Here is a 19,427-nt window from a genome sequence, read left to right on the forward strand (position 1 = left end):
ACGGTGCGTATAACGGCAGCTACGCCATAATGCGCACCGAGCTAAAAGGAGCATCCAATGAGCAGCACTGCAAACATTGCTGAAGGCGAAAAAATTCTTATTGTTGACGACGATCCGGGCCTCAGCAGCCTGCTGGAGCGTTTTTTCGTCAGCAAGGGCTACCGCGCCCGCGCCGTACCGAACACCGAACAAATGGACCGCCTGCTGGCGCGTGAAGTGTTCAACCTGGTCGTACTCGACCTGATGTTGCCCGGTGAAGACGGTCTGACCGCCTGCCGCCGCCTGCGCAACGCGAACAATCAGATTCCGATCATCATGCTTACCGCCAAGGGCGACGAGCTGAGCCGCATCAAGGGCCTGGAGCTGGGCGCCGACGACTATCTGGCCAAGCCATTCAACCCGGATGAGCTGATGGCTCGCGTAAAAGCGGTACTGCGTCGTCAGTTGGCGCCGGTTCCTGGTGCGCCGGGCAGCGAAGACGAAAGCGTGACATTTGGTGATTACGAGTTGTCCCTGGCAACCCGCGAGCTCAAGCGAGGTGATGAGGTTCACATGCTCACCACCGGTGAATTCGCAGTGCTCAAGGCGCTTGTGATGAATGCCCGTCAGCCATTGACCCGCGACAAGTTGATGAACCTGGCCCGTGGCCGCGAGTGGGATGCGCTGGAGCGCTCCATCGACGTGCAGATTTCCCGTCTGCGCCGGATGATCGAACCTGATCCGTCCAAACCGCGTTATATCCAGACCGTCTGGGGCGTGGGTTACGTCTTCGTGCCGGATGGCACTGCCACCAAGTGATCGGTGATTTGTAGGAGCGAGTCATGCGGGTAAAGGGTCAGATGATCTTGCCCGCAGACTCGCGATCCGCAATATGCGAGCATCGCTCGCTCCTGCAAGTGTGTAGCGGTTACCCATGAAAACCCCTGTTTGGTTCCCCCAGAGTTTCTTCTCCCGCACCCTTTGGCTGGTGCTGATCGTCGTGCTGTTTTCCAAGGCGCTGACCCTGGTTTATCTGCTGATGAACGAAGACGTGCTGGTTGACCGCCAATACAGCCATGGCGTTGCCCTGACGCTGCGGGCCTATTGGGCTGCCGATGAGGAAAATCGCGCCAAGATCGCCGAGGCTGCGACTTTGATCCGGGTAGTCGGTGCCGGGGTGCCGGAAGGCGAGCAGCATTGGCCCTACAGCGAGATCTACCAGCGCCAGATGCAAGACGAGTTGGGAGCCGATACCGAAGTCCGATTACGCATGCACTCACCGCCGGCGCTATGGGTTCGGGCGCCAAGCCTGGGTGACGGCTGGCTGAAAGTGCCGCTCTACCCGCATCCTTTGCGCGGCCAGAAAATCTGGAACGTGCTCGGCTGGTTCCTTGCGATCGGCCTGTTATCCACGGCCTCGGCCTGGATCTTCGTCAGCCAGCTCAACCAGCCATTGAAACGCCTTGTGTATGCTGCGCGGCAACTCGGCCAGGGCCGTAGCGTGCGTCTGCCGATCAGCGATACGCCCAGCGAAATGACCGAGGTTTACCGCGCTTTCAACCAGATGGCCGAAGACGTTGAGCAGGCCGGTCGCGAGCGTGAGCTGATGCTGGCCGGGGTGTCCCATGACCTGCGCACGCCGTTGACCCGCTTGCGTCTGTCCCTGGAATTGATGGGTGATCGCACCGACCTGACCAACGACATGGTGCGCGACATCGAAGACATGGACGCCATTCTCGACCAGTTCCTGGCGTTCATTCGCGATGGTCGTGACGAGTCGGTGGAAGAGGTGGACCTGAGTGATCTGGTCCGTGAAGTTGCCGCGCCGTACAACCAGAACGAAGAAAAAGTGCATCTGCACCTTGAACCGATCCAGCCGTTTCCGCTACGTCGGGTTTCAATGAAGCGGTTGTTGAACAACCTGATCGGCAATGCGCTGCATCACGCCGGCAGTGGCGTGGAAGTGGCGGCCTATGTATCGGGTGACACTGCCGCTCCCTATGTGGTGCTGAGTGTCATGGATCGTGGCGCCGGGATCGATCCATCGGAGCTGGAAGCAATCTTTAATCCGTTCACCCGTGGCGACCGCGCACGGGGCGGGAAGGGCACAGGCTTGGGGTTGGCGATCGTGAAGCGGATTGCTTCGATGCATGGCGGCAATGTCGAGTTGCGCAACCGTTCGGGTGGCGGGCTGGAAGCGCGGGTGCGGTTGCCGCTGGGTCTGCTGTTGCCCAGAGATGCGGTCTGACTGTCTGACTTGATCGTTCCCACGCAGAGCGTGGGAACGATCAGCAAGTGAGGGTTAACCCTTACCCTTGGTCCGTGTCATGTTCGGCCCGCCATTCTTCTCCAGATGCTCGATGATGATCCCTGCCACATTCTTCCCGGTGGTGGTCTCGATCCCCTCCAGTCCAGGTGACGAGTTCACTTCCATCACCAGCGGTCCATGATTGGAGCGCAGGATATCCACGCCAGCCACCGCCAGCCCCATCACCTTTGCTGCACGCAAAGCCGTCATGCGTTCTTCCGGTGTGATCTTGATCAGACTCGCGCTGCCGCCACGATGCAGGTTGGAGCGAAACTCTCCTGGCTTGGCCTGGCGCTTCATTGCTGCAATCACCTTGTCGCCTACTACGAAGCAGCGAATGTCGGCACCCCCGGCTTCCTTGATGTACTCCTGAACCATGATGTTCTGCTTGAGCCCCATGAATGCCTCGATCACCGACTCCGCCGCTGTTGCGGTTTCGCAGAGCACCACACCGATGCCTTGGGTGCCTTCGAGAACCTTGATCACCAGCGGCGCGCCGTTGACCATTGCGATCAGGTCGGGAATGTCGTCGGGGGAGTGGGCAAATCCGGTAACAGGCAAACCGATGCCGCGACGCGACAGCAATTGCAGTGAGCGCAGCTTGTCCCGTGAGCGGGCGATGGCGACCGATTCGTTCAGTGGATAAACCCCCATCATTTCGAACTGGCGCAATACCGCGCAGCCATAAAACGTCACCGATGCACCGATCCGCGGGATCACTGCATCGAAACCTTCCAGCGGCCTGCCCCGGTAGTGGATCTGCGGCTTGTGGCTGGCAATGTTCATGTAGGCGCGCAGGGTGTCGACCACCACCATTTCATGGCCGCGTTCAGTCCCGGCTTCAACCAGGCGACGGGTGGAATACAGACGTGGATTGCGCGACAGCACAGCGATCTTCATGCAACACCTGTGGAGGAGGTAGATACCGGGAACACCGGCTTGTCTTGTACATATTTTATGCCCGGATTGACCACCAACTGTCCGTCGATCAAGGCTTTTGAACCGAGTAGCAGGCGATAGCGCATGGACTTGCGGCAGGCGAGTGTGAACTCGACCCGCCAGACCCGATCACCAAGGGCCAGGGTGGAGCTGATCACGTATCGCACCTGCGCATGACCATTGGAGCTTTTAATGGTTTTTTTCGTCACCATCGGCGCCTCGCAGCGCCGGTGACGCAGTTGCACCACCGAACCCAGGTGAGCGGTGAAGCGCACCCATCGTTCCCCATCGCGCTCGAAGGGCTCGATATCAGTGGCATGGAGGCTGGAGGTACTGGCGCCGGTGTCGATTTTTGCCCGAAGGCCCGCGACTCCCAAATCCGGGAGCGCCACCCACTCGCGCAGACCGACGACGGTCAAATGATCAAATGTCTTCAAAGATGCTCAACCGGTAGAAACCGCTCGGGCCGCATGGGGCCTGATGCGCGGTATTCACGCAGAATAATGATTAAAAGGCGACAGATATCTACGGCCCGGATTTCCAGCCCCTCGCAAGGGTCTGGACTGTGTGCATTGTAATCCGCACTGGTGTAATTCTTGGTACGAATGAAACGGTAGTACAGTTCACCAATATTTCAGAGCGAGGAAATTCCATGGCACAAAAAAACGAAGAGGACGACAAAGTCCGTCTCGATAAGTGGTTGTGGGCCGCACGTTTTTACAAAACCCGCGCCCTGGCCAAGGCGGCGATTGAAAGTGGCAAAGTGCATTGCCGTGGCGAGCGCTGCAAGCCGGGCAAGGAGCCGCGCATCGGCGATGAGTTCGTGATTCGCACCGGGTTCGAGGAGCGCACGGTGGTGGTACAGGCTTTGTCGATTATTCGCCGTGGCGCACCCGAGGCGCAGACCCTGTACGCCGAGACCGAAGCCAGCATCGCCAAGCGCGAAAATGCTGCGGCCCAACGCAAGGCCGGCGCTTTGGGCGTGAGTACCGATGGCAAGCCTAGCAAGAAGCAGCGGCGGGATCTGTTCAAGTTTCGTGGCAGCAGCAACGACTGAAAGATCGCCTGACTTGCAATTGCACGATTGCGCATCCATATCGGGGTGACGCTGGCAACACTGCCGCTCGTCGAAAACTGCACACGGCTGCTGACCTGTAGGCCATAACCACAAGGCCAGCAGCGTCAGCAGCATGAAACCGCAGGTCAGCCGACGCCGATTCCACTTCGCTTGGAACCGCCGCGCAATGTCCATAAAATGCCTGCAATGCCATGTTGCAAGCGCATTTCTTGCCTCCTGTTAACTTTTGTCATCATTTCAGATACCCAAACTTATGACCGATCTAGCGGACAACGACTTCACCCAACGCTTCATCTTTGATGACAGCGACACCCGTGGCGAGCTGGTCTCGTTGGAGCTCAGCTATGCCGAAGTCCTGGCCAAACACGCCTACCCGCAGCCGGTCGCGCAATTGCTCGGTGAGCTCATGGCCGCCGCCTCTTTGCTGGTCGGCGCCTTGAAGTTCGATGGCTTGCTGATTTTGCAGGCCCGTTCCGAAGGCCCTATTCCGTTGCTGATGATCGAGTGTTCCAGCGAGCGGGATATTCGTGGCCTGGCCCGTTACGAAGCCGACCGGATTGCCCCGGACGCAACCCTGGCGGACCTGATGCCGGACGGCGTCCTGGCACTGACCATTGATCCGACCCAGGGCCAGCGTTATCAGGGCATCGTCGACCTTGACGGCGAAACCCTGTCCGAATGCTTCACCAATTATTTCGTGATGTCCCAGCAGGTCGGCACGCGTTTCTGGCTGTACGCCGATGGCCGTCGCGCCCGTGGTCTGTTACTGCAGCAATTACCCGCTGATCGCTTGAAAGACGAAGAAGATCGCGCCGCCAGTTGGCAGCACATCACTGCACTGGGTAGCACCCTGACCGCCGATGAGCTGCTGAGCCTGGACAACGAAACCGTGCTCCATCGCCTCTATCACGAAGAGCAGGTGCGCCTGTTTGATGTGCAAAAGCTGCGCTTCCGCTGCAGTTGCTCGCGCGAACGTTCGGCCAATGCCCTGGTCAGTCTGGGTATGGAAGATGCGCAGCAACTGGTGGTCGAACACGGCGGCAACATTGAGATCGACTGTCAGTTCTGCAACGAGCGTTATCTGTTCGATGCCGCCGACGTCACTCAATTATTCGCTGGAGCGGGTGTTGATACGCCGTCAGATACCCGGCACTAAAACGGTTCAGCGCAGGTAAATTCACTGGAGACCGCCGGAATAACGCCGTTACGACGGGAGGGCCCTACTTTTTTTGGGCTTTTCTGGCATAATCCGGCCCACTTTTTTCGCGGTAGTAGTGCACGACTTTCTACTACAAAACGTTTGGAGCACTCGGCCACTGGCCGACGGGGAACCTCATGACGCAAGCCAATAACGCCGTGTACACCGATCTGAGTGTTGATGATCTGGTTAAAGAAGCCCTCAACCGCGGTGAAGGCGAGCTTGCCGATACCGGCGCACTGGTAGTTCGCACCGGTCACCGTACCGGCCGTTCGCCAGTCGATCGCTTCATCGTTGAAGAGCCGAGCACCCAGGCCGCTATCGCCTGGGGCCCGATCAACCGCAAGTTCCCGGCCGACAAGTTCGATGCCCTGTGGGCTCGCGTCGAGGCGTTCAACAACGCGCAAGAGCATTTCGTTTCCCACGTGCATGTAGGTGCGGCCGCCGACCACTACCTGGCCGTGAAGATGACCACCCAGACCGCCTGGCAGAACCTGTTCGGCCGTTGCCTGTTCATCAATCCTGCCCAGTACAACCCGGCTGGCCGTGAAGAGTGGCAGGTTCTCAACGTCGCCAACTTCGAGTGCGTTCCGGAGCGCGACGGCACCAACTCCGACGGCTGTGTGATCATCAACTTCGCGCAGAAGAAAGTATTGATCGCCGGCATGCGTTACGCCGGTGAGATGAAAAAAGCCATGTTCTCCGTGCAGAACTTCCTGCTGCCGGCCGCTGACGTGCTGCCAATGCACTGCGCTGCCAACATCGGCGAAGAAGGCGACGTGACCCTGTTCTTCGGTCTGTCGGGCACCGGTAAAACCACTCTGTCGGCAGACGAAAGCCGTTACCTGATCGGTGACGACGAGCACGGCTGGGGTGAGGGCGTGGTGTTCAACATCGAAGGCGGTTGCTATGCCAAGTGCATCGACCTGTCCGAGAAGAACGAGCCGGTCATCTGGAAAGCCATCAAGCACGGCGCAGTCCTGGAAAACGTCGTTATCGATGACGCCAAGCACGCCGACTACGCTGATGTCAGCCTGACCCAGAACAGCCGCGCCGCTTACCCGCTGGAGCACGTTGCCAAGCGTTCCGAGCAGAACCTGGGTGGCGAGCCTAACGCTGTAATCTTCCTGACTTGCGACCTGACCGGCGTCCTGCCGCCAGTGTCGATCCTGAGCGAAGAACAAGCGGCCTACCACTTCCTGTCCGGCTACACCGCTCTGGTGGGTTCGACTGAAATGGGTTCGGGCAGCGGCATCAAGTCGACTTTCTCCACCTGCTTCGGCGCACCGTTCTTCCCGCGCCCGGCTGGCGAATACGCTGAGCTGCTGATCAAGCGCATCCGCGGCTTCGGCTCCAAGGTCTACCTGGTCAATACCGGTTGGACCGGCGGCGGCTACGGCGTCGGCAAGCGCTTCAACATCCCGACCACCCGTGCGGTGATCGCTGCGATCCAGAGCGGCGCTCTGATCGGTGCCGAGACCGAGCACCTGGACACCATCAACCTCGACGTGCCACTGGCCGTACCGGGCGTTGAGACTGGCCTGCTGAACCCACGCAACACCTGGGCTGATAAAGCCGCCTACGACGAATCGGCCAAAGCACTGGCCGGTCTGTTCATCGAGAACTTCAAGAAGTTCGACGTGAGCGATGCGATCAAGGCTGCCGGTCCAAAGCTGTAAGCGCTGGTTTCGAGCCATGAAAAAGCCGCCCCTCGGGGCGGTTTTTTTATGCCCGTGGGTTCGGGTTTTCAGGTGCTTGTTGCAATGGGCGTGACTGAGAGCAAATTCAGGGCAAACGCTGGCGGGCGATTTCAAGCAGGTCATTACCATCCTGGGTGAGCAGGTAAAGCGCGCTGACGATCTTCGGGATATCACTCGCATCGGCCTGCTTGAAGCACAGGCAATACAGGGTTTCGAGCAGATCGCTGGCGGCTCGGATGCGCTGTCGGGCGGCGTCGAGGATCTCGTGGGGATCGGCCTCCGTATCGATGACCAGTACCGGAGTTTCGCTGTAACTGGTTTTGAGCGGGTGATAGCGGTCTGGCAACGAATCTGGCTTGTCCATCGAGGTGGGTCCTGTGCGAAATCGGCAAGTGTTCCCGGCAGGGCGAGACACTGTTTTCAGCCGTGCCGGAAACTATAGAAGGGAGGGAGGTTGCGCGACAAGACGGCTGAGGAGGACAGGTTTTGTAGGGCTTTTATTGTGTCTGGCGGAAGAGGCCTACGCATCTCCCAAGGTTTTACCTTGAATAGCCACTTTCGGTAAAAAAACCGACAGGGGAGAGGGACGCCGCATGGCAAAGTCGGGGAAGTGGAGCGTCAGAAGTTGTAGGAAACTTCGTAGACGCTCACTCAGTAACCGCGAACACCTGTGAGTGCGATGCCTGCCTGACCGGTGAAGCTGGAGGTGCGTGTGGCGTACTTGGGATCGCAGTGTTCGGTCCATGGCGGATTATTCGATTGTGGATTGAGATGGAAGACGTGAAGCCGCTTCCAGGTCCAGCAGCCCTCTGCCGTATGCTTCACTGTTGGCATAGATGCCAGTCCGGTTCGCTGTCGCCAGCAGGTGTTCACGTACCTGCTGTGCAGTGAGCTCGGGGTAGCGGCTTTGCAATGCCGCCAGAGCACCGCTGACCAGCGCGGCGGCGGGTGACGTGCCCGCGGTTTGTACGTACCCACCATCCTTGCTGGTGGTCAGCAAGCCCTGGTCCGCTCCGGAGTCGCCACCCGGTACGGCAATGCACCATGCTGCCGCCACGCCGCAGTAGTTGGACTTGGCATTGATGGCAGTCCCATCGTTTTTCAATGCAACAACGGCGATCCAGCCTTTTTCCAGTTCAGGTATGGCGAGGGGCAAACCCGGTTCGGCCAAGGGTTCGCGTTTGAGTTCGTTTCCAGTCGGGAACACAAATACGGCGCCGTCCCGCACCAGTTTTCGCGCGGTTAACAATGACTCCGGCATGACCTGTTTGTAGCGCTCTTCATTGATTTCTGTCGCAGGAATGGTGTTGGCCCACGAGTTGTTCAGTATGCGTGCACCTTTGTCGAAACCCGATTGCCATGATTGCGCGATCTCACTGTCGAAAAAAAAAGGCTCATTGTCGTCGCCGAAACGAAAAGGGATCAGCTGTGCGTCGAACGCGACGCCGTGCATACCCTGATCGTCCTTGTTGGCGGCGATAATTCCAGCCATCTGGGTGCCGTGACCGATTCGATCAAGGCCACCGGGACGTTTCTCGACGTAGTCGAAACCGGGATCACGAATTCTGCCCTGGAATTGCGGCAGGTCGGCGTTCAGGCCCGAATCGATCAACGCAACCGTCACTCCCCGTCCAGTGCCACCGCGTTCGTAGAGGTGCGATGCGTTGATCACCCCCAACCCTTTTTGAGCTTGATACTCAGGTGTGTTGAATGCGTCCGGCACTACGGGGAGATGGTGAGAGGCTCTGCATCCGCCAAGAAGCTGCGCAGTGGTCATCATCAGGGCAAAGGGAACTACAAAGGTTTTAAGCATGATCGGTCCTTCGAAAGGGGACGCGCTACTCAGCCTTCCTGACTTCGCGCGGTGTAGGTGAACCATAACCCTGGGAAGTGCAAGCTAGTCAGATGGCAACGTGCTTCATGTGTTTCAATCCGTGGCGCGAGCAGAACGGGTGACGCTGTATTATCCGGTATGGTTTTTACCCCCGACCTTTTCTCGACTCGCTGCGATCGCCGGCTAGGCTTTGCACTTCGCAGCAGTCAACGGAGTGACAGCGTTATGCACAGCACCCTGGAGCAGGTTTTCGGTTATCCACAATTTCGCCCGGGTCAGGAGACTGCCGTCAGCGCCGTTTTGGGGGGGCGCTCCGCTGCGGCGATTTTCCCTACCGGGTCCGGCAAGTCCCTTTGTTATCAATTACCGGCAGTGTTGCTGCCGCATCTGACGCTGGTGGTCTCGCCGTTGCTGGCGCTTATGCAGGATCAACTGGCGTTCCTCCAGCGCCATGGCATCGCCGCAGGCAGTATCGATTCGGCCCAGAGCCGCGATGACGCCAGCGATGTGATGGCCCGTGCAAAGTCCGGCGAACTGAAAATCCTGATGATTTCCGTGGAGCGCCTGAAAAACGAGCGCTTTCGCAACTTTTTGCAGCAGGTACCGATCTCGCTACTGGTGGTGGACGAGGCTCATTGCATCTCGGAGTGGGGCCACAATTTCCGTCCGGACTACCTCAAGCTTCCCGATTACCAACGCCAATTCAACATCCAGCAGGTGCTGCTGCTTACCGCTACCGCCACGCCCAAAGTGATCGCAGACATGCAGGCCAAATTCGCCATCGCAGCCGACGATGTGGTGACTACCGGTTTCTATCGGCCGAACCTCAACCTGCTGGTAGAGCCGGTTCGCGGCCAGGACAAGCGACGACGTCTCGTCGAATGGATGAGCGAACGTCCCGACCAGCCAAGCATCGTCTATGTAACCCTGCAGAAAACCGCTGAGCACATTGCCGAGCACCTGGGTCGCAACGGTATTCAGGCCGAGGCCTATCACGCGGGGTTGCCCCATGAACAACGGGAGGCGATTCAGCGTCGGTTCATGGGCGGACAGTCCAACTGCATCGTCGCGACCATCGCGTTCGGCATGGGCATCGACAAGAGCGACATTCGCAACGTGGTGCATTTCGATCTGCCCAAATCCATCGAAAACTACAGCCAGGAAATCGGCCGCGCCGGGCGTGACGGACAGCCTTCCGATTGCCTGGTATTGGCCAACCGCGACAGCCTCAACGTGCTGGAAAATTTCGTCTATGGCGACACACCCGAGCACGCCGGCATTCGCTGCGTACTCGACGAATTGCAGGCTGCTGCGCCGCAAGGTCAGTGGGAGTTTTTGCTGGGGCCGTTGGCGGACCAGAGCAACATTCGCCAGCTACCGCTCAAGACCTTGCTGGTGCAACTGGAGTTGCGCGGGATCATCGCCCCGCGCTATGCCTATTACGCCGAATACCGCTTCAAGTATTTGCAGGAGCCCGATGCCTTGCTGGCCCGTTTCGAGGGGGAACGCAGGGATTTCGTCGCCGCGATCATCCAGACTTCCAGCCGCGCACGGACCTGGGCCACGGTGAATTTCGATGCGTTGTATGAACAGCATCAGGCCGAACGCACTCGGGTGGTGAGGGCGTTGGATTACTTTCAGGAAAAGGGTTGGGTCGAGCTGGAAAGTAAACAGATGACCGAGGTCTACAGTCTGCTGCAAACCGGTTTCGACGGCGTCGTGTTGAGTGAAGAGTTGCACGCTTGTTTCACCCGGCATGAGCAAACCGAGATCGCGCGGATTCACGCGATGTTGGCGCTTTTTGCCACTGACAGGTGTCTGGGTTATCGCCTGGCCGAGTACTTTGGTGATGACAATGCACCGCAGCAGTGCGGGCATTGTTCGGTGTGTCACGGGCAGGTGGCGCGCCTGCCGGCACCACCGGATTTGCCGGCGCTTGTGGATAAAAATTTCGAGGCGTTGTGTGCAGACTTTATCCACAGGCACGAGCAGTACACCGGCACATTACCTTCGGCCGAGCGTGTGACGCGGTTTTTGTGCGGCATCAGCGTTCCGCTATTTACCAAACTCAAGGCGCGGGCCATTTCGGGTTTTGCGGTGCTGGAGGTTTACCCGTACGCCGAAGTGCGCGATTGGGCCCAACAGCATCTCTCAGTCTGATCGGTGATCTTTCTGGGGTGTATCCACGCGCTGAATGTTGCTCATCACAGGAATAAATTTCAAAAAAGCACAGTGGCTGATTATGGTGATGGCTGTCTTCGGATCGCCAACAAGAGAACAGAATATGAGCCAGACACCGTCGAATATTCAGCGCGCCGCCGTCATCGGCGCGGGCACCATGGGCCGGGGCATTGTCATGTGCCTGGCCAACGCCGGGGTGGCGGTGCAGTGGGTCGATAACAACCCGCAGATGCTGGAACAAGCGCTGACGTCAGTGGCGGACACCTACGCCCACAGCGTGCGACAAGGCCGGATCGATCAGGCCGAGGCCGATGATCGTATCGCCCGAGTAACGACAGCGCCCGATTATGCGGCTATACGGGATGTCGACCTGGTCATCGAAGCGGTCTACGAAAACCTCGAACTCAAGCAGAAAATCTTCCGCGAACTGGACGCTCTGCTTAAACCTGAAGCCATCCTGGCCAGCAACACCTCGGCGCTGGACATCGATGCCATCGCTGCAGTCACTCGCCGTCCGCAACAGGTCCTGGGCCTGCATTTCTTCAGTCCGGCGCACATCATGAAGCTGCTGGAAATCGTTCGTGGCGCGCAGACCGCCCCGGCGGTGCTTGAAGCCGCTCTGGCACTGGGCAAGCGCATGGGCAAGGTCAGCATAGTGGCGGGTAATTGCCCGGGTTTTATCGGCAACCGCATGCTGCGGACCTACACCCACGAAGCGCGCAAGATGTTGCTTGAAGGTGCTTTTCCTCACCAGGTCGACGCAGCCCTGCAAGGCTTCGGTTTTGCCATGGGACCGTTCCGCATGTACGACGTGGTTGGTGTCGATCTGGAATGGCGCGCTCGACAATTATCCGGCACAGGGCAGGATGCGCCGCAGTTTCAGGTAGATAATCGTCTGTGCGAAGCGGGTCGTTTCGGCCAGAAGAGCGGCAATGGCTATTACCACTATGAGCCGGGTAGTCGCCAGGCCGAACACGATCCGCAGGTTGATGCGCTGGTACTGCAGGTCAGCGAGGATCTCGGGTTCCACCGTCGCGAGATTGGCCCGGAGGAAGTCCTGGAGCGGTGTTTGTTGGCGTTGGTCAACGAAGGCGCGAAGATTCTTGAGGAGGGTATCGCGGGATCTGCCCATGACATCGATCTGGTATACCTCAACGGGTACGGTTTCCCGGCGGACAAGGGCGGACCGATGGCTTGGGCGGATCAGCAAGGTTTGGCGGATATTCATCAGCGGCTGGTGGCGCTCGAGACGCGGCAGGGTGACCACTGGCGGCCGGCGCGCTTGATTGGTGAGCTGGCGGCGGTGGGTAAAGGGTTTGCTGACAAGTAATGGGTATGGCGCCTTAGTGGGCTAGCCCGCAAAGAACGATAACGAGATTTTCGCCTTGAACTGGCAAACCAACTCCAGGAACCAACGCTGATGCCCCAACGCTGCGAATACCCGCACTACCAGTCTGTTACCACGCGCTGGCACGACAACGATGCCTACGGTCACGTCAATAACGTCACCTACTACAGCTTTTTCGACACGGCGGTGAACACTTACCTGATCGAAGTCGGTGGCCTTGATATCCATGATGGCGAGGTGGTGGGATTCGTGGTGAGTTCAGCCTGCGACTACTTCGCTTCCGTTGCGTTTCCGGACCGGATAGAGATTGGCTTGCGGGTCGGCAAGCTGGGTAACAGTTCCGTGCAATATGAGCTGGCGGTATTCAAGGAGGGGGAGGATGAGGCCTGTGCGGCCGGCCGCTTCGTGCATGTATTCGTAGATCGTGTTTCGAACCAGCCGACGCCGATTCCGGCAGGACTGCGCAACGCTCTGGAGCGGCTCGTGGTTTAAAATAAAAAAACGCAGCCCTCGGGCTGCGTTTTTCTTACCTGCCTGCGAAACCATTCCGGTCTCAATGACGGTGACGGTAGTACTTCTTGTGATGCTTGCGATGGCCATAGGCATGACCGCGACCCGGGTGGCCGTCACGGTAGTAGCGGCCGTCGCGATGACCGCCACGATAATCATCGCCGTCATCATCATCGTACTTGTTGCCCATGTAGTTACCCAGCGCACCGCCAGCGCCGCCGCCTACTGCGGCGCCGACCAGGCTGCCGGAGGTGCCGCCAACATTGCGCCCGACCACGTTACCGCCTGCCGCGCCCAACGCACCACCAATGGCGGCTTCGCCACGGCTGTGTTTGTCTGCGCCGACTGCGCTACCACCCGCGCCGCCGAGGGCCGCGCCAATGGTTGAACCTGTACTGCCGCCCAGTGACTGGCCGACGACCGAGCCCAAAACCCCGCCCAACGCGCCGCCCACACCTGCTTCGGTGTTTCCGCCGGCAGAGGCAATGCCACTGACAAGGCCAAGGGACAACAGGAGAATCGAGGAGAACTTCATGGAGGAACCTCAAGGGGATGACGGCTCGATCCTGAGGCTGTATCAGTGGAGTGACAATCGAAATCCGACGAGTAACACGACTTGTGCACAATTCTATAAGTTATTGTTTTTTAGACGGAACTTAAGCGATTTTCGCTGGTCTTTAGTTACTTCGGAATGGCCGTTTTTGTGAAAAAACGGCCTTTTTTGTGGGCGATTGGAAAGTTGCCGGATGGTCCCAATCATGTGTTGTCAGGGCCTGCTGACGCTTTAAGCCGACCTGGCCAAAATCAACCCGGTCTCACTCGCCGCTTCCAGCCGGATCGCCACAAACTTCGACGTCGGCGTATGGCTGCCATCCCCGGTACTTTCCAAGGGCACCAGTGGATTCACCTCTGGATAGTAAGCCGCTGCCTGTCCGGCAGGAATATCAAATGCCAGCAACGTGAAGCCTTTCACCCGCCGCTCAACACCATCATCCCAGATCGACACAATGTCAGCCTTCTGCCCGGGTTTGAAGCCCAGGCGAATGATGTCGGCTTCGTTGACGAACAACACATCACGCTGCCCCTTCACACCGCGATAACGATCGTTGAGGCCATAAATGGTGGTGTTGTACTGATCGTGAGAGCGCATTGACTGCATGATCAGGTCCGGCAATACACCGGTTGCCCGGGTGCGTTCGTGCACCAGGTCTTTGGGCAGGTTATTGGGACGGAAATTGGCGCGGCCCGAGGTGGTGTTCCAGCGTCGCGCCCCCGCGCTGTTACCCAGATAGAAACCGCCCGGGTTCTTGATCTTCTCGTTGAAGTCCTTGAAGCCGGCAATGGTGTCGGCGATCAGGTCGCGAATGCGCCGATAGTCAGCCACCAGCCAGTTCCAGTCTACCGGATGGTTGCCCAGGGTCGCCGTAGCGATACCGGCCAGGATTGCCGGTTCCGAACGCATCTGGTTCGACAGCGGCTGCAACTGACCATTGGACGCATGGACCATGCTGAACGAATCTTCGACGGTCACCGCCTGTGCGCCTTCGCCCTGAATATCGATGTCGGTACGGCCCAGGCACGGCAGGATAAGGGCGTCTTTGCCATGAGCCAGATGGCTGCGGTTGAGCTTGGTGCTGATCTGCACGGTCAGGTCACAGTTGCTCAGGGCCTGGAAGGTTCGTGGGCTGTCGGGGGTGGCCTGGGCGAAATTGCCCCCCAGGCCGATGAAGACTTTAGCCCGACCTTCGGCCATGGCGTGGATCGCCTCCACCACGTTGTGGCCGTTTTCACGGGGTACCTTGAATTGGAGGCGCCGCTCCAGCGCATCGAGGAGCGCCACCGGCGGGCGTTCGTTGATGCCCATGGTCCGATCACCCTGCACGTTACTGTGGCCACGCACCGGGCACAGGCCCGCGCCTGGCCGGCCGATGTTACCGCGCAGCAGCATCAGGTTGGCGATTTCCTGGATGGTCGCCACTGAATGGCGATGCTGGGTGATGCCCATGGCCCAGCACATGATGACGCTCTTGCCCTTGGCATACATGCGCGCCGCTTGCTCGATCTCTACCAGGGGCAGGCCGGACTGTTCGACGATCTGCTCCCATGGGGTGTCGTCGATGGCTGCCAGGTACTCCAGCACATTGGCACAGTGTTCATTGAGAAAGTCGTGATCGAACACCGCCGGGGCATCGGCTTTTTGTGCATCGCGCTCCCACATCAGAAGGAATTTCGCCATCCCGCGCATTATCGCCATATCGCCACCCAGTGCCGGGCGGAAGTAGGCCGTATTGGTTGGCTTGTCTGCGTTGGTGAGCATTTCAAGCGGATGTTGCGGATTCTGAAAACGCTCCAGGCCACGCTCCTTGAGCGGGTTGATGCAGACCACTTGAGCACCGCGCTTCACCGCTTCGCGCAGCGGTTCGAGCATGCGTGGGTGGTTGGTGCCGGGGTTCTGGCCCCAGACGAAAATGGCATCGGCGTGTTCGAAGTCGTCAAACGTCACGGTGCCTTTGCCGACGCCAACACTCTGCGACAACGCAACACCGCTGGCCTCGTGGCACATGTTCGAGCAGTCGGGGAAATTGTTGGTGCCGTAGGCGCGCACGAACAATTGATAAAGGAATGCCGCTTCGTTACTGGCACGTCCCGAGGTGTAGAACTCGGCCTGATTCGGGCTCGACAAACCCTGCAGATGTTTGGCGATCAAGGCGAAGGCGGCGTCCCAACTGATCGGTTTGTAGCGATCGGTTGCGGCGTCATAGCTCATCGGCTCGGTAATACGGCCCTGATACTCGAGCCAATAGTCGCTCTGCTCCAGCAGCGAAGTGACGCTGTGTTTAGCGAAGAAGTTGCCGTCGACCCGACGTTTGGTCGCTTCCCAGTTCACCGCTTTGGCGCCGTTCTCGCAGAACATCACCATGCCGCCTTCCTTGGAATCGCCCCAGGCACAACCGGGGCAGTCGAAACCGCCGTTCTTGTTGGTCTTGAGCATCATGCGCAGGTTTTTCAGTGCGTTGTCGCTGGTCAACCAGGCCTGGGCGACGCTGATCAGTGCACCCCAGCCACCGGCGGGGCCTTTGTAGGGCTTGTAGCGAGGAACGGGTGTCTGGTCGGCTTGACGGTGTTGACTCACGCTTGGTTCTCCAACGCTGGGCTGTAGACCCGCGGCGCATTCTTTTGTGGCAGATGGATGAGATTGAGGTTGTGGCGACGGGCCCATTGCACGGCAAGGCCGGTGGGTGACGACAGACTGACCAGGGTCTGGATGCCGGCGCGCAATACTTTCTGGATCAATTCGAGGCTGCAACGGCTGGTGACGATGGCCAACCCGCCAGTGGTCGGGATCTTTTGCCGGATCAGGCCGCCGATCAATTTGTCGAGGGCGTTATGCCGGCCGATGTCTTCACGTCCCAGCAGCAATTCGCCCTGGTTGTTCATGAACACCGCAGCGTGCACCGCGCCGCAATGCTGGCCCAGGGGCTGGAAGGCACCGATGCGCTCGCGCAGACCGTCGAGCCATTCGGCGGGAGGCAACGGTGCGCCGGGCAATACCTGAAGCTGCGGCAGTGCCTGCTCGACCGCTTCAACTCCGCACAGCCCGCAGCCGCTGGTGCCGGCCAATTGCCGGCGTTGCTGCTTGAGGTTCCAGAAGGCGCGGTTGGCGATGGTCACTTGCGCGTACTGCGCCGAACCCGAGCCGCTCAGTTGCAGGTCGTAGATGTCCGCGGCGTCCTGAATGATGCCGCTGCCCAGACTGAACCCGACGATAAAGTCTTCCAGGTCCGTCGGGGTCACCAGCATGACCGCCTGGCTGATGCCGTTGTAGGCAATCGCCAACGCCACTTCCTCGGCCAGCGCAGTGCTCGCCGATTCGCAGTACTGAAGGTTGTTGTAGCTGTAAGTCTGGCTTGCGGCGGGCGCGGGTGTTTCGAGGGCAGGCGCCGCGCAGGCAGGGCGCTTGGTATTCATGGCATCACCGTCGGTTTGATCAGCTTTAAGACTAGGCGCGACAACTTGTCGCGTCTAATCGCTAATACTGATCTACCGATAGATAGCGTCGATCAAGAGCAAGGCCGCGATTGCTGATAAATCGCAAAACACGCTTCCGCCAGCGCCGAGCGTGGCGCACTGCGACGCTTGATCAACCCCAGCCGGCCTAGGGTCTGGGCATTTTCGATAGGCTGCAGGCGCAAATGATCAGTCAGGCTTTCCAGGCCGCCATCCAGCGGCATCACGGCGCAACACAAGCCGCCGTGCACAGCTTGTAGCAATTGATGCACAGCGTCGGTTTGCAACAACGGCTGTGGCGTGAGGCCACGGCTGTGGAAGTTATGGTCGATGGACTGGCGGAAGTGCATGCCACTGGTGAGCATGCCCAGCGGCAGTTCGATCAACGCTTCCCAACTCAGCGGCGCCTCGCCGAAGGTGAAGAAACGCTGGTCGTAGAGCAGGCCCATACGGGTTTCGCTGAAAGTCAGAGAGTCAAAACGTTCGGCATCCAGACGTTCCAGGTAAGACACACCGAGGTCCAGGCGGTTGTTCGCCAGCTGTTCGAGAATCTGTTCGGAACTCAGTGCCGAGAGCTCGAAACGCAAATTCGGATGTTCCCCGTGCAGGCGCTGCAGCAGCGGCAACGGATCGAAACTCGACAATGGCACCACGCCCAGCCGCAAGGTCCCGACCAGACTGCCGCGACAGGCCGCCGCTTCAGCGTACAAACCGTCGTAGGCCGCCAGCACGGTGCGCGCCCAGGCCAGCACCCGCTCTCCCGGTGCGGTGAAGCCCTCGAAACGTTGACCGCGATTGACCAACGGCAACTCGAGTTCTTCTTCGAGGTTGCGCAGGCGCATGGACAGGGTCGGCTGGGTGATGTGGCAGCGCGCGGCGGCCTGGCCGAAATGGCGGGTTTCGTCGAGCGCGATGAGGAATTTCAGCTGCTTGATGTCCATCTTCGCTCCAGGGTGGGTGAAGGGGAGGATTCTATCGTCCGGGGGGAAGCGGCGTCATTGGTCGGGTTGGGTCCGCAAGTGACGGGTGTGGTCTAGGCTTTTTCATCTGGACACCCAAACCCAAGGAGAGCAAACAATGAGCCTGTTCAGTTTTCTAAAAGAAGCTGGTGAAAAAATCCTCGATGCACTGACGCCGGACAAGGCCGAAGCCAATAGCGAGGCGCTGACCAAGCATGTGCAGAGCGCCTTGACGGGCATCGACACCTCCAAGGTCCAGGTGAAAGTCGAGGGCGACAAAATCATTGCCACGGGCGAAGCTTCAAGCCAGGAAGAAAAGGAAAAGATTCTTTTGGCACTTGGCAACGTGGCGGGTATCAGCGGTGTTGATGACCAGATCACTGTGACCGGGCCGGTGGCAGCGCCAGCGAAGTTCGTCACGGTCGAGAAAGGCGACACACTCAGTGCCATTTCCAAGCGCGTCTATGGTGATCCAAACAAGTATCAAAAAATCTTCGAAGCCAACAAGCCGATGCTCAAGGACCCGAACAAGATCTATCCGGGGCAGTCGTTAAGGATTCCTGAGTAGGCCTTAAGTCCGTGTGATGGCCATCGTCGGAACGCCGCCCGGACCATGCCACGCTCCCACAGCATCTGAGTCGTTCACTAATCAATCGCACGACACAAATCCTGTGGGAGCGTGGCTTGCCCGCGATGCAGGCGCCCTAGTCTCAAAGCCCGGTAATCAAATCCCGATAATCCTCAACCGCGGCAAATTCGCCTGTGTCCTTCGGCCCCTTGCGGCTGTCCGGCTCTTTCACGGCCAACAAATGCGCCACACCAAAGTCCCGCGCACTGCGCAGGATCGGCAAGGTGTCGTCGATAAACAGACTACGTGACGGGTCGAAATCGATATCGGCTTGCAGCGCATCCCAGAACTGCGGATTTTCCTTGGGGAAGCCGTAGTCGTGGGAGCTGATCAACCGCTCGAAATACGGCGCCAGCTCGATTTTTTCCAGCTTCAGCGACAGCGAGTCGCGGTGCGCGTTGGTGATCAGTACCACGCGCTTGCCGGCTTGTTTTATCGCCGCCAGAAAGGTGTCCGCATCAGGACGCAGAGCGATCAGATGAGCGGTTTCCAGTTTGAGCTCTCGCACCGGCAGCTTCAGCTCGGCGCTCCAGAAATCCAGGCAGTACCACTGCAACTGTCCGGCATTGCGTTCGAACAATGGCTGCAGCTCCTGTTCGGCAATGGCCCGGTCTATACCGTGCAGCTCGGCGTAACGCTGGGGCAGGTGTTCCAGCCAGAAGTGATTGTCGAAATGCAGGTCCAGCAGCGTGCCGTCCATATCCAGCAGAACGGTATCGATAGCGGACCAGGGTAGTGAAGGCATGGCAACGTCTCG

18 protein-coding genes are annotated in these 19,427 nt (G+C 59.0%); 9 read left to right on the forward strand and 9 right to left on the reverse strand.

Annotated features, from left to right (window positions below; genetic code table 11):
• Nucleotides 1-57 precede the first annotated feature (57 nt).
• On the forward strand, nt 58-798 hold the full coding sequence (ompR, locus tag KW839_RS09455) for a two-component system response regulator OmpR (protein ID WP_060544006.1): 741 nt from the start codon (nt 58-60) through the stop codon (nt 796-798).
• Nucleotides 799-913: 115 nt separating this feature from the next.
• Nucleotides 914-2,227, forward strand: coding sequence for an ATP-binding protein (locus KW839_RS09460; RefSeq protein WP_060544007.1), 1,314 nt, complete (start codon nt 914-916; stop codon nt 2,225-2,227).
• Between the two features lie 54 nt (nt 2,228-2,281).
• Here KW839_RS09460 and rimK read toward each other — a convergent pair whose 3' ends face one another.
• Complete coding sequence (gene rimK, locus KW839_RS09465) at nt 2,282-3,187, reverse strand: 30S ribosomal protein S6--L-glutamate ligase (RefSeq protein ID WP_060544008.1); 906 nt, start codon at nt 3,185-3,187, stop codon at nt 2,282-2,284.
• Nucleotides 3,184-3,603, reverse strand: a complete 420-nt coding sequence (locus tag KW839_RS09470; RefSeq protein ID WP_236707838.1) for an ATP-dependent zinc protease — start codon at nt 3,601-3,603, stop codon at nt 3,184-3,186. Before KW839_RS09470 ends, rimK begins: the two co-directional genes overlap by 4 nt.
• Nucleotides 3,604-3,878: 275 nt before the next feature.
• On the opposite strand from KW839_RS09470, the gene KW839_RS09475 reads away from it, so the two are divergent.
• The 3 genes from KW839_RS09475 to KW839_RS09485 all read left to right on the forward strand — a co-directional run bounded on the left by KW839_RS09475 (nt 3,879) and on the right by KW839_RS09485 (nt 7,181).
• Nucleotides 3,879-4,283, forward strand: coding sequence for an RNA-binding S4 domain-containing protein (locus KW839_RS09475; protein ID WP_060544010.1), 405 nt, complete (start codon nt 3,879-3,881; stop codon nt 4,281-4,283).
• A 274-nt stretch (nt 4,284-4,557) separates the two neighbouring features.
• Nucleotides 4,558-5,460, forward strand: a complete 903-nt coding sequence (gene hslO / locus KW839_RS09480; RefSeq protein WP_060544011.1) for an Hsp33 family molecular chaperone HslO — start codon at nt 4,558-4,560, stop codon at nt 5,458-5,460.
• Nucleotides 5,461-5,639: 179 nt separating this feature from the next.
• Entirely contained in the window at nt 5,640-7,181 is a 1,542-nt protein-coding gene (locus KW839_RS09485) for a phosphoenolpyruvate carboxykinase (RefSeq protein WP_060544012.1), read from the forward strand.
• 106 nt (nt 7,182-7,287) lie between these two features.
• Here KW839_RS09485 and KW839_RS09490 read toward each other — a convergent pair whose 3' ends face one another.
• Together KW839_RS09490 and KW839_RS09495 are read right to left on the reverse strand one after the other, a co-directional pair.
• Complete coding sequence (locus tag KW839_RS09490; RefSeq protein WP_060544013.1) at nt 7,288-7,566, reverse strand: hypothetical protein; 279 nt, start codon at nt 7,564-7,566, stop codon at nt 7,288-7,290.
• 387 nt (nt 7,567-7,953) lie between these two features.
• A complete protein-coding gene (locus KW839_RS09495) occupies nt 7,954-9,015 on the reverse strand; it encodes a S8 family peptidase (RefSeq protein ID WP_218424161.1) in 1,062 nt (353 codons plus the stop codon).
• Between the two features lie 246 nt (nt 9,016-9,261).
• Here KW839_RS09495 and KW839_RS09500 point away from each other — a divergent pair, with 246 nt between their 5' ends.
• The 3 genes from KW839_RS09500 to KW839_RS09510 all read left to right on the forward strand — a co-directional run bounded on the left by KW839_RS09500 (nt 9,262) and on the right by KW839_RS09510 (nt 13,057).
• Nucleotides 9,262-11,196 (forward strand): ATP-dependent DNA helicase RecQ, encoded by a 1,935-nt coding sequence (locus KW839_RS09500; RefSeq protein WP_218424162.1) that lies wholly within the window; start codon nt 9,262-9,264, stop codon nt 11,194-11,196.
• A 124-nt stretch (nt 11,197-11,320) separates the two neighbouring features.
• Nucleotides 11,321-12,547 carry a 3-hydroxyacyl-CoA dehydrogenase gene (locus KW839_RS09505; RefSeq protein WP_218424163.1) on the forward strand — a complete coding sequence of 409 codons (1,227 nt, stop codon included), beginning with the start codon at nt 11,321-11,323 and terminating at the stop codon, nt 12,545-12,547.
• A gap of 90 nt (nt 12,548-12,637) precedes the next feature.
• Complete coding sequence (locus KW839_RS09510) at nt 12,638-13,057, forward strand: thioesterase family protein (protein WP_060544017.1); 420 nt, start codon at nt 12,638-12,640, stop codon at nt 13,055-13,057.
• A 61-nt stretch (nt 13,058-13,118) separates the two neighbouring features.
• On the opposite strand, the gene KW839_RS09515 is transcribed toward KW839_RS09510, so the two are convergent.
• From KW839_RS09515 to KW839_RS09530, 4 genes are all read right to left on the reverse strand, one after another.
• Nucleotides 13,119-13,610, reverse strand: a complete 492-nt coding sequence (locus KW839_RS09515) for a glycine zipper domain-containing protein (RefSeq protein WP_060544018.1) — start codon at nt 13,608-13,610, stop codon at nt 13,119-13,121.
• Nucleotides 13,611-13,859: 249 nt separating this feature from the next.
• Nucleotides 13,860-16,208: an FdhF/YdeP family oxidoreductase gene (locus tag KW839_RS09520; RefSeq protein ID WP_218424164.1), complete on the reverse strand. Its 2,349-nt coding sequence runs from the start codon at nt 16,206-16,208 to the stop codon at nt 13,860-13,862.
• Nucleotides 16,205-17,044: a formate dehydrogenase accessory sulfurtransferase FdhD gene (gene fdhD, locus KW839_RS09525; protein WP_060544020.1), complete on the reverse strand. Its 840-nt coding sequence runs from the start codon at nt 17,042-17,044 to the stop codon at nt 16,205-16,207. The genes KW839_RS09520 and fdhD overlap by 4 nt, the downstream gene beginning before the upstream one ends.
• A 92-nt stretch (nt 17,045-17,136) precedes the next feature.
• Entirely contained in the window at nt 17,137-18,024 is an 888-nt protein-coding gene (locus KW839_RS09530) for a LysR family transcriptional regulator (protein WP_060544021.1), read from the reverse strand.
• 136 nt (nt 18,025-18,160) lie between these two features.
• On the opposite strand from KW839_RS09530, the gene lysM reads away from it, so the two are divergent.
• A complete protein-coding gene (gene lysM / locus KW839_RS09535; RefSeq protein ID WP_060544022.1) occupies nt 18,161-18,610 on the forward strand; it encodes a peptidoglycan-binding protein LysM in 450 nt (149 codons plus the stop codon).
• A 142-nt stretch (nt 18,611-18,752) separates the two neighbouring features.
• Here lysM and yrfG read toward each other — a convergent pair whose 3' ends face one another.
• Nucleotides 18,753-19,415 (reverse strand): GMP/IMP nucleotidase, encoded by a 663-nt coding sequence (gene yrfG, locus KW839_RS09540; protein WP_060544023.1) that lies wholly within the window; start codon nt 19,413-19,415, stop codon nt 18,753-18,755.
• Nucleotides 19,416-19,427 lie beyond the last annotated feature (12 nt).

Origin of the sequence: Pseudomonas sp. PDM31 (genome assembly GCF_019218965.1) — a bacterium.
In the GTDB taxonomy this organism is placed as follows: domain Bacteria; phylum Pseudomonadota; class Gammaproteobacteria; order Pseudomonadales; family Pseudomonadaceae; genus Aquipseudomonas.

Coding starts and splice junctions, on each gene's coding strand:
- ompR (WP_060544006.1), top strand. CDS start 58: ATGAGCAGCACTGCAAACATTGCTGAAGGCGAAAAAATTCTTATTGTT.
- KW839_RS09460 (WP_060544007.1), top strand. CDS start 914: ATGAAAACCCCTGTTTGGTTCCCCCAGAGTTTCTTCTCCCGCACCCTT.
- rimK (WP_060544008.1), bottom strand. CDS start 3,187: ATGAAGATCGCTGTGCTGTCGCGCAATCCACGTCTGTATTCCACCCGT.
- KW839_RS09475 (WP_060544010.1), top strand. CDS start 3,879: ATGGCACAAAAAAACGAAGAGGACGACAAAGTCCGTCTCGATAAGTGG.
- hslO (WP_060544011.1), top strand. CDS start 4,558: ATGACCGATCTAGCGGACAACGACTTCACCCAACGCTTCATCTTTGAT.
- KW839_RS09485 (WP_060544012.1), top strand. CDS start 5,640: ATGACGCAAGCCAATAACGCCGTGTACACCGATCTGAGTGTTGATGAT.
- KW839_RS09490 (WP_060544013.1), bottom strand. CDS start 7,566: ATGGACAAGCCAGATTCGTTGCCAGACCGCTATCACCCGCTCAAAACC.
- KW839_RS09495 (WP_218424161.1), bottom strand. CDS start 9,015: ATGCTTAAAACCTTTGTAGTTCCCTTTGCCCTGATGATGACCACTGCG.
- KW839_RS09500 (WP_218424162.1), top strand. CDS start 9,262: ATGCACAGCACCCTGGAGCAGGTTTTCGGTTATCCACAATTTCGCCCG.
- KW839_RS09505 (WP_218424163.1), top strand. CDS start 11,321: ATGAGCCAGACACCGTCGAATATTCAGCGCGCCGCCGTCATCGGCGCG.
- KW839_RS09510 (WP_060544017.1), top strand. CDS start 12,638: ATGCCCCAACGCTGCGAATACCCGCACTACCAGTCTGTTACCACGCGC.
- KW839_RS09515 (WP_060544018.1), bottom strand. CDS start 13,610: ATGAAGTTCTCCTCGATTCTCCTGTTGTCCCTTGGCCTTGTCAGTGGC.
- fdhD (WP_060544020.1), bottom strand. CDS start 17,044: ATGAATACCAAGCGCCCTGCCTGCGCGGCGCCTGCCCTCGAAACACCC.
- KW839_RS09530 (WP_060544021.1), bottom strand. CDS start 18,024: ATGGACATCAAGCAGCTGAAATTCCTCATCGCGCTCGACGAAACCCGC.
- lysM (WP_060544022.1), top strand. CDS start 18,161: ATGAGCCTGTTCAGTTTTCTAAAAGAAGCTGGTGAAAAAATCCTCGAT.
- yrfG (WP_060544023.1), bottom strand. CDS start 19,415: ATGCCTTCACTACCCTGGTCCGCTATCGATACCGTTCTGCTGGATATG.